Source organism: Zwartia lucis (genome assembly GCF_965234455.1).
Classification (GTDB): Bacteria; Pseudomonadota; Gammaproteobacteria; order Burkholderiales; family Burkholderiaceae_B; genus Zwartia; species Zwartia lucis.
Window position 1 is genome coordinate 59,072 of sequence record NZ_OZ248475.1, and the last position, 14,955, is coordinate 74,026.

The 14,955-nt window shown below is 47.4% G+C and carries 13 protein-coding genes, 1 tRNA gene and 2 pseudogenes; 10 read left to right on the forward strand and 6 right to left on the reverse strand.

Annotated elements, in window-relative coordinates; translation table 11 throughout:
* Positions 1 to 783, forward strand: a complete 783-nt coding sequence (locus AC8GE9_RS14545) for a 3-hydroxybutyrate dehydrogenase (RefSeq protein WP_506677877.1) — start codon at positions 1 to 3, stop codon at positions 781 to 783.
* A gap of 22 nt (positions 784 to 805) precedes the next feature.
* On the opposite strand, the gene yaaA is transcribed toward AC8GE9_RS14545, so the two are convergent.
* Positions 806 to 1,576: a peroxide stress protein YaaA gene (gene yaaA, locus AC8GE9_RS14550; RefSeq protein ID WP_506677878.1), complete on the reverse strand. Its 771-nt coding sequence runs from the start codon at positions 1,574 to 1,576 to the stop codon at positions 806 to 808.
* Between the two features lie 141 nt (positions 1,577 to 1,717).
* Here yaaA and AC8GE9_RS14555 point away from each other — a divergent pair.
* From AC8GE9_RS14555 to AC8GE9_RS14565, 3 genes are all read left to right on the forward strand, one after another.
* Positions 1,718 to 1,807: transfer RNA gene (locus AC8GE9_RS14555), tRNA-Ser, on the forward strand.
* 34 nt (positions 1,808 to 1,841) lie between these two features.
* Complete coding sequence (locus AC8GE9_RS14560) at positions 1,842 to 2,291, forward strand: VOC family protein (RefSeq protein WP_506677879.1); 450 nt, start codon at positions 1,842 to 1,844, stop codon at positions 2,289 to 2,291.
* 349 nt (positions 2,292 to 2,640) lie between these two features.
* A complete protein-coding gene (locus tag AC8GE9_RS14565; protein WP_506677880.1) occupies positions 2,641 to 4,596 on the forward strand; it encodes a sulfatase-like hydrolase/transferase in 1,956 nt (651 codons plus the stop codon).
* A 132-nt stretch (positions 4,597 to 4,728) separates the two neighbouring features.
* On the opposite strand, the gene AC8GE9_RS14570 is transcribed toward AC8GE9_RS14565, so the two are convergent.
* On the reverse strand, positions 4,729 to 6,201 hold the full coding sequence (locus AC8GE9_RS14570; RefSeq protein WP_506677881.1) for a hypothetical protein: 1,473 nt from the start codon (positions 6,199 to 6,201) through the stop codon (positions 4,729 to 4,731).
* A 259-nt stretch (positions 6,202 to 6,460) separates the two neighbouring features.
* On the opposite strand from AC8GE9_RS14570, the gene AC8GE9_RS14575 reads away from it, so the two are divergent.
* Positions 6,461 to 6,670 (forward strand): hypothetical protein, encoded by a 210-nt coding sequence (locus AC8GE9_RS14575; protein ID WP_506677882.1) that lies wholly within the window; start codon positions 6,461 to 6,463, stop codon positions 6,668 to 6,670.
* 37 nt (positions 6,671 to 6,707) lie between these two features.
* Here the strand turns inward: AC8GE9_RS14575 and modC are convergent, their stop codons facing one another.
* Genes modC through modA form a run of 3 tightly spaced genes read right to left on the reverse strand, consistent with a single transcriptional unit; the run spans position 6,708 to position 9,263 of the window.
* The gene (gene modC, locus AC8GE9_RS14580; protein WP_506677883.1) at positions 6,708 to 7,814 is read right to left on the reverse strand and encodes a molybdenum ABC transporter ATP-binding protein; all 1,107 of its coding nucleotides are present in this window, start codon (positions 7,812 to 7,814) and stop codon (positions 6,708 to 6,710) included.
* Positions 7,811 to 8,500 carry a molybdate ABC transporter permease subunit gene (gene modB, locus AC8GE9_RS14585; RefSeq protein WP_506677884.1) on the reverse strand — a complete coding sequence of 230 codons (690 nt, stop codon included), beginning with the start codon at positions 8,498 to 8,500 and terminating at the stop codon, positions 7,811 to 7,813. The genes modC and modB overlap by 4 nt, the downstream gene beginning before the upstream one ends.
* Positions 8,501 to 8,504: 4 nt before the next feature.
* Entirely contained in the window at positions 8,505 to 9,263 is a 759-nt protein-coding gene (gene modA, locus AC8GE9_RS14590) for a molybdate ABC transporter substrate-binding protein (RefSeq protein ID WP_506677885.1), read from the reverse strand.
* An 88-nt stretch (positions 9,264 to 9,351) separates the two neighbouring features.
* On the opposite strand from modA, the gene AC8GE9_RS14595 reads away from it, so the two are divergent.
* Positions 9,352 to 10,128, forward strand: a complete 777-nt coding sequence (locus AC8GE9_RS14595; RefSeq protein WP_506677886.1) for a TOBE domain-containing protein — start codon at positions 9,352 to 9,354, stop codon at positions 10,126 to 10,128.
* A 52-nt stretch (positions 10,129 to 10,180) separates the two neighbouring features.
* On the opposite strand, the gene AC8GE9_RS14600 is transcribed toward AC8GE9_RS14595, so the two are convergent.
* Positions 10,181 to 10,669: a DUF411 domain-containing protein gene (locus AC8GE9_RS14600; RefSeq protein WP_506677887.1), complete on the reverse strand. Its 489-nt coding sequence runs from the start codon at positions 10,667 to 10,669 to the stop codon at positions 10,181 to 10,183.
* Positions 10,670 to 10,874: 205 nt separating this feature from the next.
* Between AC8GE9_RS14600 and AC8GE9_RS14605 the strand changes: the two are divergent.
* The 4 genes and pseudogenes from AC8GE9_RS14605 to AC8GE9_RS14620 all read left to right on the forward strand — a co-directional run.
* A pseudogene (locus AC8GE9_RS14605) lies at positions 10,875 to 11,639 on the forward strand (ATP-binding protein); the annotation flags it as partial.
* A 53-nt stretch (positions 11,640 to 11,692) separates the two neighbouring features.
* A pseudogene (locus AC8GE9_RS14610) lies at positions 11,693 to 12,870 on the forward strand (IS3 family transposase); the annotation flags it as partial.
* Between the two features lie 270 nt (positions 12,871 to 13,140).
* The gene (locus AC8GE9_RS14615) at positions 13,141 to 13,572 is read left to right on the forward strand and encodes a hypothetical protein (RefSeq protein WP_506677888.1); all 432 of its coding nucleotides are present in this window, start codon (positions 13,141 to 13,143) and stop codon (positions 13,570 to 13,572) included.
* Between the two features lie 78 nt (positions 13,573 to 13,650).
* Positions 13,651 to 14,898: an aminotransferase class I/II-fold pyridoxal phosphate-dependent enzyme gene (locus AC8GE9_RS14620; protein ID WP_506677889.1), complete on the forward strand. Its 1,248-nt coding sequence runs from the start codon at positions 13,651 to 13,653 to the stop codon at positions 14,896 to 14,898.
* Positions 14,899 to 14,955 lie beyond the last annotated feature (57 nt).

The window sequence follows — 14,955 nt, forward strand, 5'->3', positions numbered from 1 at the left end:
ATGTCTCTTCAAAATAAAGTTGCCCTAGTCACTGGTGCGGCAAGCGGTATTGGCCGCGAATGTGCGCTGACCCTGGCCCGCAAAGGCGCGACTGTTGTGATCGCAGATCTCAATCAAGCCGCAGCCGATGCGGTCGCCGAACAAATCAGACAAGCAGGCGGCAAGGCGATGGGTGTCGTGATGGATGTCACAAGCGAAGAAGCTGTCAATGCGGGCACTGATCTCGCGGCTAAGACCTTTGGTGGCATCGATATCCTGGTCGCCAATGCTGGCATCCAGATCGTTCATCCGATTGAGGACTTTCCGTTCGCGGATTGGAAAAAAATCATCGCGATTCACCTCGATGGCTCATTTCTCACCACCAAAGCTGCGATCAAGCATATGTATGCTAGTGGCAAAGGTGGCTCAATCATTTACATGGGTTCAGTGCACTCGCACGAAGCCTCACGCTTGAAAGCCGCGTACGTTGCCGCCAAACACGGCATCCTCGGTCTCGCGCGTGTGGTAGCCAAAGAAGGTGGCCCACGCGGCGTGCGCGCCAACGTCGTGTGCCCGGGTTTTGTTCGCACACCTCTCGTTGAAAAACAAATCCCTGAGCAAGCCGCTGCACTTAAGATCACCGAAGCAGAGGTGATTAAAAATGTCATGCTCAAGGACACCGTGGATGGCGAATTCACCACTACCGAAGACGTCGCAAACGTGATTGCGTTTTTAGCCAGCTTTGAAAGCAATGCCTTAACAGGTCAGTCCGTCGTGGTCAGCCATGGCTGGAGCATGCACTAAATCGCTTTAGACCGACTCTTTGTCATTCGGGTCTACGGAATACGAGCTTGTCTTCCGTAGACACTTCTGGTGCAAACGCATAGCCTTCGCTCGAAAACTTTTGCAGGCCCTCAGGTTTGGTGATGCGTTTCTCAATCGCAAAACGCGCCATCAAACCACGGGCGCGCTTTGCATGAAAGCTGACAATTTTCCAAGTCGGGCCTTTGGCGTCTTGAAACACGCACTGGATGATCCGGGCCTTGAGCGCCTTTTGATCGACGGACTTGAAGTATTCCTCAGAGGCCAGATTGACGATGAGCGGGTCTTTATCTTTGGCCAGACGCTCATTTAAATAAGGCGCGATCGTTTTCGCCCAAAATTGATAGAGGTTGGCACCGCCAGGATTGGCGATTTTGGTGCCCATTTCCAAACGATAAGGCTGCATTAAATCTAAGGGGCGAAGCACACCATACAGGCCACTCAAGATCGCTACGTGATCCTGCGCCCAATCTAGGTCTTTTTCTTTGAGCGTACTGGCCTCCAGACCCTCATACACATCGCCATTAAAAGCAAGAACAGCTTGGCGGGCGTTAGTCTGTGTAAAAGTAGGTTTCCAGGCTGCATAACGCTCAACGTTGAGCTTGGCTAGCGCTGGGCTCAGGTCCATGAGGTCGGCGACGTCCTCGGCACTCTGGGTTTTGAGGACCTTAATCAGCTGCGCGGCTTCTTTTACAAAGAGAGGTTGCGAATGGGTTTCGGTCTGGACGGCGGAGTCGTAGTCGAGTTTTTTTGCTGGGGATAACAGAAATAACATGGCTTAATCCGGCGCGTAGGTTGAGATCATCATCAATCCCTATAGTGTAGCGGCTTACAGCCCTGTTTCTGCTAGAATGACGCCCTTGACCTAGGTGTAGCGACTGCTACATCGCGATTGATCCACACAATTGCACGCGCCGGAGAGGTGGCAGAGTGGTCGAATGTACCTGACTCGAAATCAGGCGTGGGTGCAAATCCACCGTGGGTTCGAATCCCACCCTCTCCGCCAAGTCAATAGTCAAAAAACCAAGGCCCATCATTTCATGATACGCATTGAAAAAATTGATCACATCGGTATTCGGGTGACCCAAAGAGACCGTGCCTTGGCGTTTTATGAGGTTTTGGGGTTTAAGCTTTTATTTGAACCTGATTTTGATCAAGTCGCCATTATTAAAAATGACGCTGGAGTTGAGATCAATTTAATTCTCAATGGCGAGGACTCACTCGAGGGTAAAAACATTTTGATGGATCTGCCCGTAAAGCATCCAGGCATTACGCATGTGGCGCTCAGGGTCACTGATATTGTTAAGGCCATTGAGACGCTGCAAGAACACGGTATTGCCATCACGCAAGGGCCCGTGACGTTTGGCGATGGTCAGGTTTCTGTATTTTTTCGTGATCCAGACCGCAACACCATTGAACTCAGGGCCGACATGAGCCCGCTCAAGGCGCAAACAATTCCAGGCCTTGTTTTTTATGACCCTAAGGCTTGACGGCACACCTGGTGTTTTGCTGTCTCCCGTTTCCTTAGCACAGCTATCCTTTTCGCGATCAAAAACTTCTTGGCGTTCCTCCCACCATATAGCCTCGTTATAGCGCCTTGAAGGCGGTAAATCATTCCATGCCCGGTTGCTACCTATATAGGTCCATTTAGTCGGACTCATTTGACCTCTATCAATATGATGGTACTCTAAATAGGCAACAGACCTTTGAGCTGACTTGGCATATAACCAAATCTACCGCCCCAGATTTCAAGCACACTGCAATCCCAGGAGTTAGGTTATGAGACTAAATATTTAAATATTTAAATATCTAAACAGATATGCTAAGGAAGACACACGTATGCACTCAAAAAAACATCCTCACAAGATTTCCAGAAGAGACTTCCTTAAAGCATCGGCAGTATTAAGTGCAAGCGCAGCAGTTTCTGGTTGCGGCGGAGAATCCACAGCTGCACCAGAGCAGACTAGCCAGCCAAATGTACTTTTTATTCTGGTTGATCAGATGCGCTTTCCTAAGTTCTTTCCTTCAGGTATCAATAGCGCGGACGACTTTATAAAAACTTACATGCCAAATACTTACACTATGTGGAAGCGTGGCGTAAAGTTTTCAAATCACAATATTGCCGCAACCGCATGCGGGCCTTCCCGTTCCACCTTAGTTACCGGACTCTATACACAGCAAACTTGGTGTGCCGCTACATATGCACCCATACTCGGAAATACGCCACCAGAGCTAAGTCCTGAGATGCCCACCTATGGCAAGTTATTTCAGGCTGCTGGTTATGACACTCCGTATATGGGCAAATGGCATCTATCAGAGCCCTGGAAAACAGGTATGGCGCGATATGGTTTTGATGGCATTACCGAGCAATATAGTTTAGATGCAGGCAATCTTCAGGGCACTTATAGCGACCCTAATTATGTGAATTCCGATGGAGAGGTGAACCCCTTCTATAACGACGAGTTTATTGCGAAGACCGCTGCAAGCTGGCTGCAAAATAAAAAAGTAGGTGATCGGCCTTGGTGCCTTACTGTGGGTTTACAAAATCCCCATGATTATCAGTTCTTCCCAAGCGGAACAGAGTTTAAAACTTTCACCAATTTATTCACAAGCGGCGCCACTAATCCGTCCGGGTCAATCCAGGCTGCAACTTATAGCTCACAACCTAGCGCTACTGGCGTTGATTGGGAAACGAATATCTTTAATAATTTCAATGCCTCAGCTTATGGCTATCCTGCAGTGCCGCCTAATTGGGAGGCCCTTGATAGTCTTTGGAAGAATAAGCCGAAATATCAAATGCTATGTAGGCAATGGAACGGAATGCAATTTGGCTCTGCTTCAGAGTTACCTAGCAATACCAGCTACAGCGTGACGCCCTACCCAGATACCAGCCATGTTTATGCGGGATTTAGCCCATATGTACCAGGCACCACGACCACTTTAGGTAATGCAGTTGCTCCTTATAGTTACTGGCAAAGAGGAATGGCCGCCTATACATTGTCAATGGAGATTGTAGATAAAAGCATCGGGATGGTTCTAGAATCAATTCCTAGTGATGTAGCTAAGAATACGATCATTATTTTTACATCCGATCATGGTGAGCAGGCTGGATCACATGGATTTGTTTCAAACAAGTCAGGAGAAATATACGATGAAACTATTCGTGTACCACTAATAGTGGTTGATCCTTCTGGAAAATTTACAGGTGATCTTGCTCAAGAGCGCACGCAAATTACTTCATCCATTGATTTGGTGGCGATGATGGTGAGTTTTGCTTATGACGGAACCCGATCATGGTTAACTGGAGATAATGCAACCCTTTACAGTAAAAGGTTTGATATGTTTCCAGTACTAAAATCGGCTTCTGCTAAAGGGCGAGATTATGCACTCTTTTCGACAGATGAAACTATCAGTTTATGGCAAGATTTTGTAACGGCACCAAATGATGAGATGAATCAAACAGCCGGACATATACTTGGCTTGATAACTAAGACTAGTAAGCTTGGAGTTTATTCAAATTGGACTCCTGGTACCGTTGATATTGCTAATGATGGTCGGCAGGAAGGCGAATTCTATGACCTTACATCATCCGATGCCGGGTTAGAATTAGATAATCAGTATTCATCCCCTTCTTATGCTGAAAGAGTGACTCTCATCAAGAGTCAGTTAATTAATGACTTATTGCCAAATGAGATGAGGGCACCTTTATCCGCCTCTTTGTTGTCAGCACAAAATTCTGCTAAACAACAGCTTATTGACTACTATATTAGCCAGCAATCATTACCGTTAGGTTAGTGAGCAATTGCTTTTACGTATTTCACTTTACTGCTCAATCATAAAACCCGAATAATCTCCGACAACCATACGTATCCCCAAGGATACGTATGGTTATGACATACTCTATTTACTAAAAATACTTTCGTTGCATTACTTTAACAACTTTAACGCAGCTCCAAACTTGTCGGGATTATCGTATGGATTGAATCCTTGAATCTTAGGATCATCAGCAGAGAGATAAATGTAGTTGCTGTAACCAGTCTTAGTTACATTATTAATCGTTTCAGTACCATAATTTGTAGGGTCGGCCCATGTGCCAATATAGGGATATAACGGTGAAGTGTATGCGTAGGTGCCACTATTTTTAATCTCCGGTGTGGAGTACCAAAAACTACCGTCAGGTTTGTACGCATAAATCCAGAGTGAATTTCCGCGAATCAGTGCACCATAGGTGACGAATTGCGGATTAGGCATGCCGCCAATACCAGGGTCAGACCACAAGCCTAATACTGTGTTGTAGTAGGTGCTGTCTGTGGTCCAACCAGTAAAGGTGCTGTTGTTGCCGCCCAAGCCAGTAGGCAAGTTAATTTGCGGGCCAATCCTTCCACCCCCGGCATTCCAACGGGTCTCCATAATATCAATCTCTAACCCCCACCCTCCGGGAGCATTATTTTTACCGCCTTTGGGGCTACCATCCATGTAGTTACTAGTTCCCACCGCTGGATTTATGCGCTCAGCAAGATAAAAGGTCTCGATATAAGAGTCATTGGAAAGGCCCGTTGTACCCGCTTTAATATCGAGTTGCCACAAACCATCCTTAGCCCCGCCTGGCCCTGGAGTAGCAACAAAATCGGTACCAAGCGCCACGGGAAAGGCACGACTACCGTAATTGGTGCCGCCGTTATAGTCGATACCTTGATTAAGCTGATAAATGGCGTCCGAAGTGACGGTCCAGCGATCAGGTTCATCGCCATAATCAATACCCCAAAAGCTGTTTCCCTCTGTGGCCGTTGAGAGACTATTACCCATGCCACTTACCCACCCAGAATTAGTCACCACTGGAGGGGCAAGATTAATAGTCATATTTTGATAAGATTGATTGTTTTTGTATTCGGTGTAAGTCCACGTAATCTTATACTGGTCATCCATGACATAAGAATAAAGATTATTTTGGTTGGAATTACACATGAGTATTGCTGTTGTCGGATATAAAAGGGTCTGACCAGCCGAATCATAAACATCAATCTTCCAAGTCAGTCCATCAACATTTTGAAAGGTCGCTCCAGGCTTAATAGTACTTTCGGCCTTAGGTTTTGCCTGATTACCAGTCAGCGCAGAAAACTTGAAGGTATAAGCAGTTGAGTTGATCCAGGCGAAATTGGCCTGTCTGGAGTCCGTACAAGCAGAATCACCACCACCGGCACTCGTACTACCTCTAGGGGGTACTGCTTGCATAGGCGCTTTCGCTGGAGGCGTAGTGTTAGCTGTTGTCGGTTGAGGCGCAGGGTTAACTGATGTCTTATCTTCTCCACCGCAACCTGTCATGACTAATAAAAAACTAAGGCAAGATCCTAATAATAGGACTCTAAAAGTACCAAGACAATTAAATGAGTTCAGTTTCATAATGAAATACTTTAGTTAAGAATAAGTCGATGGTAAGTGGTTTCAAGTAAATAAATCAATTACAAATTGTAATGTTCATTAATTATGCTGAGTGGAGCCGCAGCGCCCTGCAGATTGATCATCGGGTATTTCCATCACAAAACCTCTCACAAAACTAAAGCCATGAAATTTCTGGTGTAACACCTTGTAGCACTCTTAAGCTTGTTACTCAGTCTCACTTATGAGAGACTTTTACGCATGCTGATTAGGGAGTCAAAGCGTGCAAGCCAGAATTATGGACCTAGAAAAATTTTCAATTGAAACGCGAGATCGTTTGACGCGCATTGAAACTCGGCTAGATACTTTTGCGACCAAAGCGGATCTTCATCACGAACTTCACAGCATGACTTGGAAACTTTTAGGAGGCGCGATGGCGGGATCCACCGCACTCGTCGCTGCCGTTTACTGGGTAGCATGCAACGTTCGCTGATCACCTCACATTAAAATTGATTTCACAATTTAGGTGCTCAGACAATCAATGAAACAGCGTTGATCTGACACCATACACTCGACCCAACGACTAACCCAAGTTTAGCGATAGATTGTTGAGTGGCACGACTGATCATCACCTCGTGACCACACCGTACACGCAATATCACCTGTGATGGATGCACATCAGCATCGATAGATGCGATCTCGCCTCGCAAGCAATTCTGAATCGTCGTATCGTCGTGCTCAGTCAGAGAAAGACTCACATCCCGCGCAAGAATCCGTAGACGCACTCTTTGTCCTAGCACCACAGCCTGTTCAGGGACCCAAACGTAGCAGTCTCCAAAACGCACCCTAACTGTCTGATCTTGGACATTTTTTTCTGCGACCTCACCCACTATCACGACGCCGGCTTCGTCCCCAATGACCCGCGCAACCTCCTGCGATGCCATCGCTTTAGAAAGAGGAGCGCTGCCTTGTACACTCCCTTCCTCCAACAGCACAACATGATCAGCTAGGCGTACAAGCTCATCCATCGAATGCGTGACATAGAGAATCGGAATGCGTAGTTCATGATGGAGACGCTCCAGCCAAGGCAGTACCTCTTTGCGTCGTGCCACATCCAGAGAGGCAAGCGGCTCGTCAAGCAACAATAACTTTGGGCGTGTCGCCAAGGCGCGTGCAATCGCGACTCTCTGACGCTCACCACCTGAGAGGCTGGTCACCGAACGATCAAGCAGATGATCAATTCCGAGAAGCGCCACCGCCGCGTCGAGATCTTGCGTCTGTCCGGTTCGGCCAATTCTTTTAACGCGACGCAATCCGAAATGAAGATTAGCGCGCACGTCCATATGTTCAAACAAACTCGCTTCTTGGAACACATAGCCAAGCTCACGCTGCCAGGTTGGTTTGAAGATATGGCGTGCGCTGTCTTGCCAGATTTCATCTCCTAAAGAAACAACACCCGTGGCTTTTTCTAACCCCGCCACGCATCTGAGTACCGTTGTTTTACCTGAGCCAGAGGGTCCAAATAAAACCGTGATGCCTTGTACGGGAAGACGTTGATCGATATTGAGCGTAAAGTCTGCGAGGTTCAATGACAATCGAAGATGAAAAGCCTGCTGAGCTGAATGGGTATCTGTCATGGCATGACTCGCTCACTGCGACGCTTGAGTCGCGATAGCGCAATCAATACCCCAAACGAGAAAACAACCATGCCGGCCGCCAGCCAATGTGCTTGTGTGTATTCCATGGCTTCGACATGGCCATAGATTTGCGTAGAAACGACCTGTGTCTTGCCGGGGATGTTGCCGCCTATCATCAGTACAACGCCAAATTCACCGACCATATGTGCAAAACTCAACACCGTGGCCGTCAGCAGTCCGGGCTTGGCTAAAGGCAACGCAACGGTAAAAAAGGCATCCATCGGACTGGCGCGTAGCGTAGCCGCGACCTCCATCGGGCGTCTGCCCATGGCCTCAAATGCGTACTGGATGGGCTGGACGGCAAAGGGAAGTGAAAAAATAATCGAGCCGATGAGCAAACCTGTAAAGGAAAAAGAGAGGACGCCTAAGCCAAATGACTGCGTCAACTGTCCAACCCAGCCTTGAGGACCTAGCACAATCAGAATATAAAACCCGAGTACTGTCGGGGGCAATACAAGCGGCAAGGTCACCACCGCACTGACAGGCGCCCTCCAGCGTGACTGCGTCTGAGACAACCACCAAGCCAAAGGCGTGGCGATCAGCAATAGCAGTAGCGTTGTCAAGGATGCAAGCTTGAGTGTCAAGAGTATCGCCTGCATCGCTTCGGGTGTCACAATCGAGATCATATTTTTAAAATTCGTAACCAAACTTTCGGATCACCGCTTTTGCTGCGTCGCTGCGCAGGTAGGTCAACAACGCGATTGCCGCCGGACTGTCACGGCCTGGATTCAGCATAATCGCATCTTGCTTGATAGGCGAATGCAGCGAAGTGGGCACAATCCAAGCTGAACCTTGCTTGAGCTTGCCGTTTTCATAGACTTGGGAAAGCGCGACAAAACCCAAATCTGCATTTTCAGAAAAGACAAACTGATAGGTTTGCGCAATATTTGCACCCTCTACGATCTTGGGTTTGACTTGACTCATGATACCTAAATGATTGAGTACCTCGATGGCTGCAGCGCCATAGGGGGCAAGCTTGGGATTCGCGATCGCGAGTTTGGAGAAATTTCCCGTTTTTAAAATCTCGCCCCGATCGTCTACCCGTCCAGAGGTTTTACTCCAGAGTACCAAATGACCGATAGCATAGGTAAACGTCGTGCCTGTCACACCCAAGCCTTCTTTTTCTATCTTTGCCGGTGTATGCGCATCGGCAGCTAGTAACAGCGAATAGGGTGCACCATTTTTGATCTGAGCATAGAACTGCCCTGTGCCGCCAAAGGACAGGACTGCCTTGTGACCAGTTATGCGTTCAAAATCCTGCGCAATGATTTTCATGGGTGCGGCAAAGTTCGCCGCTACCGCCACGCTGACATCGGCCGCCAAGGAGTCATGCGTCCACGCGAGAGAAATCACGCAAAACGCCAATCTTTTCGGCCAGGAGGTATTCATAAAGACTTTCGATATGCAACAATAAGAAATCGGATTTTATACGCTATTCTACTTATGAATAGCGATATTCATATTCACTTTTCACGTCATGACAATCAAGACACCTAATATCCACTTTGGCGAAGTGCTGGGAACAGCCTCTACAGACAAGCGTTTGGAAGTATTGCGCGCGATCCATCGCGCGAGATCCATCTCAGAGGCTGCCAGAGCGAATGGGGTGAGTTACAAGGCTGCATGGCAGGCCCTTGAAACGCTCAGCAACCTCGCGGGTGTTCCCTTGGTGGCGAAAGTTGTTGGAGGATCAGGCGGTGGCGGTGCGAAGCTCACACCTGAGGGCATTCGAGTCTTGCAGGCAGCAGACCTACTCAACAAGGCCCGTGAAAGAGCCTTAACCCAAATCGCAGAGGCCTCAAAGGGTTCTGGGCTAAACCTCGGTGGCATCGCCAGCTTTGGCTTCCGAACAAGTATGCGTAACCAATTACCTTGCGTAGTCAAAGAAATCAAAAAGATCCGCGGCATCGCCCAAGTCAGCTTGTCGCTTGCGGATGGTCAGGCCCTGATTTCACGTATCACCCTGGAAAGTCTTGAACTCCTGAATCTTAAGCCTGAACAACCAGTATTGGCACTCTTTAAGGCCACTGCAGTCACTGTTGCCCCAACGATTGTTGCGGCGGGAGCCGTCAATCTCCTCGCCGGAAAAGTGGTACGCAAAGGAGCGGGTGTGAGTGGTGTTGAGATATCTTTACAACTCAACCCAGGGCAAGGATTGGTAGGATTTGCCGATGCGGAAAGTCCACTCAAACTCAGACAAAATGCGATGGCCGCGATCGAGCAAAACGCTATTGTGATTGCCACTATTGCTTGATAGCGTCGATCCGTTCACCACAGCCGGTCAAACAGGTTAGGTCGTGCTCATCTCAATGTTGGTTGTATGAACTAAATATCGAAGATCTGCCATCTTTTTGAATGAGCAACACCTCATAAGGATCGCGTCTGCCTCGATACTCGGGACCATCCATACCTGGGGAGCCAATCGGCATTTTAGGAACAGCCAAACCAAGCGCACGAGGCTGATCTTTAATAAGTCGCTGAATGTCTGCAGCAGGGACATGACCCTCAATGACATAGCCCTGAATTAAAGCCGTGTGACAAGAGCCAAACTTTGGTGGAACAGCTAATTGTGTGCGTATCGCTTGATTCCCTGTGTCCACGATCTTGACAACAAAACCATTTTTTTCAAGATGCTTGACCCACTCTGCACAACAGCCGCAGTCAGGATCTTTCCAGACAGTCATCATTCGCTCAGAGGCTGCGGCTAAAGCATCAAGGGGAGCTGTACTCAAAGCCAAAAGCATCATTAAGAATGAACGCCGAAGCGATGCACTCTTCTGTAAGGGATGATTCATCTGTTTCTATCCATCAATGATCTTGAGTAAGTTAAATATATTACCGAATTTGTCCTGACCTCTACGCATTATTTGCATTACATATTTGTCATCCGCACAAGGCTAGCGATGGAGAATCGTAAACCCTATTCGATCTGGTGGCGGTTGCTGCTGAGATTGGACTCGGTCGCAGACTCACACCACTTTTTATAAATTTTATCTAGATTTAGATTCAGCAGAGGCCTTAGCAAAACTATCAAACCCAAGAGCATTTTTTGCAGAAAATCGCGAACGACTAGTGATCTTGGATGAAATTCAAAATCACCCGCAACTGCTGAGTGAAATGCGCGGAGAGATTGACGCAGATCGCCGTCCAGGACGGTTTTTGCTCTTAGGGTCAGCATCCTTTAAGCTACTCAAGCAATCACAATCTCTTGCAGGACGCTTGTCTCTAGTAGATATGTCTCCGCTCGTACTAAGTGAGGTGTATGAAAATTTTAACGATACCCAGTCTCTTTGGCTTAGAGGCGGCTTTCCAAATAGTTACTTGGCCAAGAACATCAATGCATCGTGGGACTGGCGCTCAGCACTTATTCGACATTTCTTAAACACGGATTTACCAAGTTTAGGTATCAATGTCGATCCACAACTGATGCATCGATTTTGGCGGATGGTTGCACACCTTCATGGCCAAATCTTTAATGCTTCAGCGGTAGCTGGCTCGCTGGGCATCTCTGCTACATCGACTGGACGTTATCTTGATCACTTATGTGACATGCTTATGGTCAAGCGTCTGGAGCCATATTTTATTAACTTAGGTAAAAGGCTGGTGAAATCACCCAAGATATATGTGCGTGACAGTGGACTATTGCACAACTTACTTGGCATTCGCGAGGCCAATGACCTCTTAGGCCACCCCAGTACGGGAGCCTCTTGGGAAGGATTTGTCATCGAGCAAATAGCAGCACACTATAGTGGATCGGTTTTTTAAGACAGTTTTAGCGATTGGTTTAAGCTATGTTCCAACAACGGGACTAAGCAAACATGACCGAACGAAAGAAACGCAAGGTGCATTCGGCTGAATTTAAAGCCAAGGTTGGTCTTGAGGCAGTGCGTGGGGTCAAGACAATCAACGAGATTAGCCAGGAGTTTGGTGTTCATCCCGTGCAGGTAAGCCAATGGAAGAAAGAAATCCAAACGCAATGCAAAACCTTGTTTGAAGGCAAACGCGGTCCGGCCCCAGCACCTGTGGCTGAGCATACCGAACCCGAGCGACTGTACAGCGAGATTGGCAGACTCAAGATAGAGCTCGATTGGCTTAAAAAAAAGTCAGGGATCAGCCTGCCATGATTCGAGAGTCCTGGATCGGTGAGCATGAGGAGCTCTCGCAAGTTCGTCAATGCAGTTTGGCAGGGGTCTCGCGTGCCACGGTCTATGCTCATCTGAAGCCTGTGCCAATCGATTCAAATGACTTGATGCTGAGCGCTCTGATTGACGAAGAGTACACACGGCACCCGTTCTACGGCAGCCGTAGGATGGTGGTCTTTTTAGTCAGGCTCGGGCATGACATCAAGCGCAGACGTGTGCAGAAGCTCATGCGCGCGATGGGCCTGGTCGGCATGGCACCTGGTCCGAACACGAGCCGCGCTCACCCCGAGCACAAGGTCTATCCGTATCTGTTGCGTGGTGTACCTGTTGTCAGGCCCAATCAAGTCTGGAGTACAGACATCACCTACGTTCGCCTAGCTCATGGGTTTGCCTATCTGGTAGCCATCATTGATTGGTATTCACGTCGGGTGCTGAGCTGGCGCATCAGCAACAGTATGGATGCAGTGTTTTGCGTTGACTGCCTTGAAGAGGCGCTACGCCACCATGGCACGCCCGAAATATTCAACAGCGATCAAGGTTCTCAGTTTACGAGTCTTGCCTTCACAGAGGTACTCAAACGCGCGGGCGTTGTCATCAGCATGGATGGCCGAGGCCGTGCCTTTGATAACATCTTTGTCGAACGCCTCTGGCGCAGCGTCAAATATGAAGACATTTATCTCAAGGGTTACGCCACGATGGGTGAATTGGTAATCGGACTGAGTGCGTACTTTGCTTTCTACAACGAAGAGCGGCCTCACCAGTCGCTTAGTAACCAAACGCCAGATGCGGTGTATCAAACCGCGAGCGGCGGCGGCGCGATGATTCTTGAAAAATATGGTGATTCACTGCCAGAAACGTCTGATCCGCTACGCTCCTCAGACGTTTCTGGCAGTATAGTGAAAGACAACAAAGCAACTGCAACAACAGAAGTAAACACGGGGCAGCGCCGAGCGGCTGCAATTGAACTGGAACCTACAGCTTAAACTCTAGCAAAAAGTTGTCTTGAGTTTCCGTTCCACCTTAGTTTCCACAATGAATTGACAAAGACTTTTGTACTTAAAACTATCGATATGTGTAACCTAAGATCAATTTAAAAAATACTTCACACAGGCATCTACGTAGATATGAGCCCTGATATCAAGGAAATGAAACATCGGTTTTCTGCAGAACTCAAAAAGTGTCTACAAGCTCGTTATGGAGGACGTATTCCACCCATGTCAAAGATTGCTCGTGACTTTTCCCTCCATGCAAGTCATCTTCCCCATGTCAGTGTGGAAACAGTAAGAAAGTGGATACGAGGGGAAACAATTCCGCAATATCCGCGCGCGCAGTCCCTATCCGACTGGTTAGGTCCCGAGTTACTTATGCCTTTTGAAAATTGGCCTCAACGCAATCTACAAGATCTGACCAAGGATAAATCACACATCAGTCATGACGAAGCTTCACGTTGCATAATCATGATGCAAAAGCTAGCTAGGGATGAATTCAATCTCGTCATTAAGTTAACGGAAATTCTTCACAATAAGCAAAAATTTAAAACTACTCCTTTAAAGTAATGAAGCATTTCAAAAATTTAATTTTTAATGCAATCGATAATTTTAGAATCAAGTGAAGTAATGTTCCTGGATCAATACGTGTCAAATTCTTTAAAAAGCAATGTCACCGTTTTTAATGCAAAATATCGTTCTCAATATTTTGATAATCATCCTGGTTTTTTACAAGTCAAGGCACTTCGATACTATGCACAGGTTACCGATACGCCAAATCCTTTTTTCACTGTTCACGATTCAATTGCAGGCGCGACAACATCGATTGATGGTAAAGAATTTTTCAATTTTTCAAGCTACAACTACTTAGGATTAAATGGTGATCCACGTGTTATTGCTGCGGCGAAAGCTGCCATCGATCAGTTTGGAACATCTGTTTCTGCAAGTAGGATTGTGTCAGGAGAACGCCCTGTACATCAATTACTAGAAAGTGCTCTAGCCTCAATATATGATACTGATGGAGCCTTGACTTACGTAAGTGGGCACGCCACTAACGTCTCTGCTCTAGGCTATTTGTTCGGTCCAGATGATCTAATTATTCATGACAAACTTTCGCACAACAGTATTTTGCAAGGGATCAAGCTCTCCCGTGCGGATCGTATTAGCTTTACTCACAATGATTTAGCCGATCTAGAGAAAAGACTGACTCGCATGCGGCACAAATATAAAACTGTGCTGATTATCGTTGAGGGGCTCTACAGCATGGATGGAGACTTTCCAGATCTTGCGGCCCTTGTCGCCTTGAAGGAAAAGTGGTGTTGCCTGCTAATGGTCGATGATGCCCATGGACTGGGCGTCCTCGGTCAACGTGGTCTCGGCATAAGAGAGCACTTTAATCTTAAAGGTTCTGATGTTGATATCTGGACCGGAACGCTGAGTAAAACACTCGCGAGTGCGGGCGGTTATATTGCAGGATCACATGCACTGATCGACAATCTTAAATTTTTCTCTCCAGGCTTTCTTTACAGTGTTGGACTACCTCCACCAAGCGCGGCGGCTGCTTTTGCAGCTCTTGAAATCATGCTAGCGGAACCACAACGTGTTACACACCTGCAAGCGATTAGTAAATATTTTCTGACGCGCGCAAAAGATGTAGGTATCAATGTAGGCTCGGCTATGGGCTTTGCCATTATCCCAGCAATGATTGGCGACCCTGTCCAAGCGGTAACAATCTCTCGCAAACTTGAATATCAAGGCATCCATGCAAAGCCCATCATCTATCCCGCAGTGGGAGATCAGGCGGCACGTATTCGTTTTTTTATGTGCTGTGAGCACACGACTCAAATGGTGGACCAAGCGATCGATGCCTGGTGTACTGTGATGTCTAAGCTATAACGTCATTGGATCAATCAGGAATGGCGTCAAGGCACTTTTTATTTCTGCAAGGCTTAC

Bases quoted from the DNA above. Each gene is read 5' to 3' on its own strand.
- yaaA (WP_506677878.1), bottom strand. From the start codon at position 1,576: ATGTTATTTCTGTTATCCCCAGCAAAAAAACTCGACTACGACTCCGCC.
- AC8GE9_RS14565 (WP_506677880.1), top strand. From the start codon at position 2,641: ATGCACTCAAAAAAACATCCTCACAAGATTTCCAGAAGAGACTTCCTT.
- AC8GE9_RS14560 (WP_506677879.1), top strand. From the start codon at position 1,842: ATGATACGCATTGAAAAAATTGATCACATCGGTATTCGGGTGACCCAA.
- AC8GE9_RS14570 (WP_506677881.1), bottom strand. From the start codon at position 6,201: ATGAAACTGAACTCATTTAATTGTCTTGGTACTTTTAGAGTCCTATTA.
- AC8GE9_RS14600 (WP_506677887.1), bottom strand. From the start codon at position 10,669: ATGAATCATCCCTTACAGAAGAGTGCATCGCTTCGGCGTTCATTCTTA.
- modC (WP_506677883.1), bottom strand. From the start codon at position 7,814: ATGACAGATACCCATTCAGCTCAGCAGGCTTTTCATCTTCGATTGTCA.
- AC8GE9_RS14615 (WP_506677888.1), top strand. From the start codon at position 13,141: ATGAGCCCTGATATCAAGGAAATGAAACATCGGTTTTCTGCAGAACTC.
- modA (WP_506677885.1), bottom strand. From the start codon at position 9,263: ATGAATACCTCCTGGCCGAAAAGATTGGCGTTTTGCGTGATTTCTCTC.
- AC8GE9_RS14545 (WP_506677877.1), top strand. From the start codon at position 1: ATGTCTCTTCAAAATAAAGTTGCCCTAGTCACTGGTGCGGCAAGCGGT.
- modB (WP_506677884.1), bottom strand. From the start codon at position 8,500: ATGATCTCGATTGTGACACCCGAAGCGATGCAGGCGATACTCTTGACA.
- AC8GE9_RS14595 (WP_506677886.1), top strand. From the start codon at position 9,352: ATGACAATCAAGACACCTAATATCCACTTTGGCGAAGTGCTGGGAACA.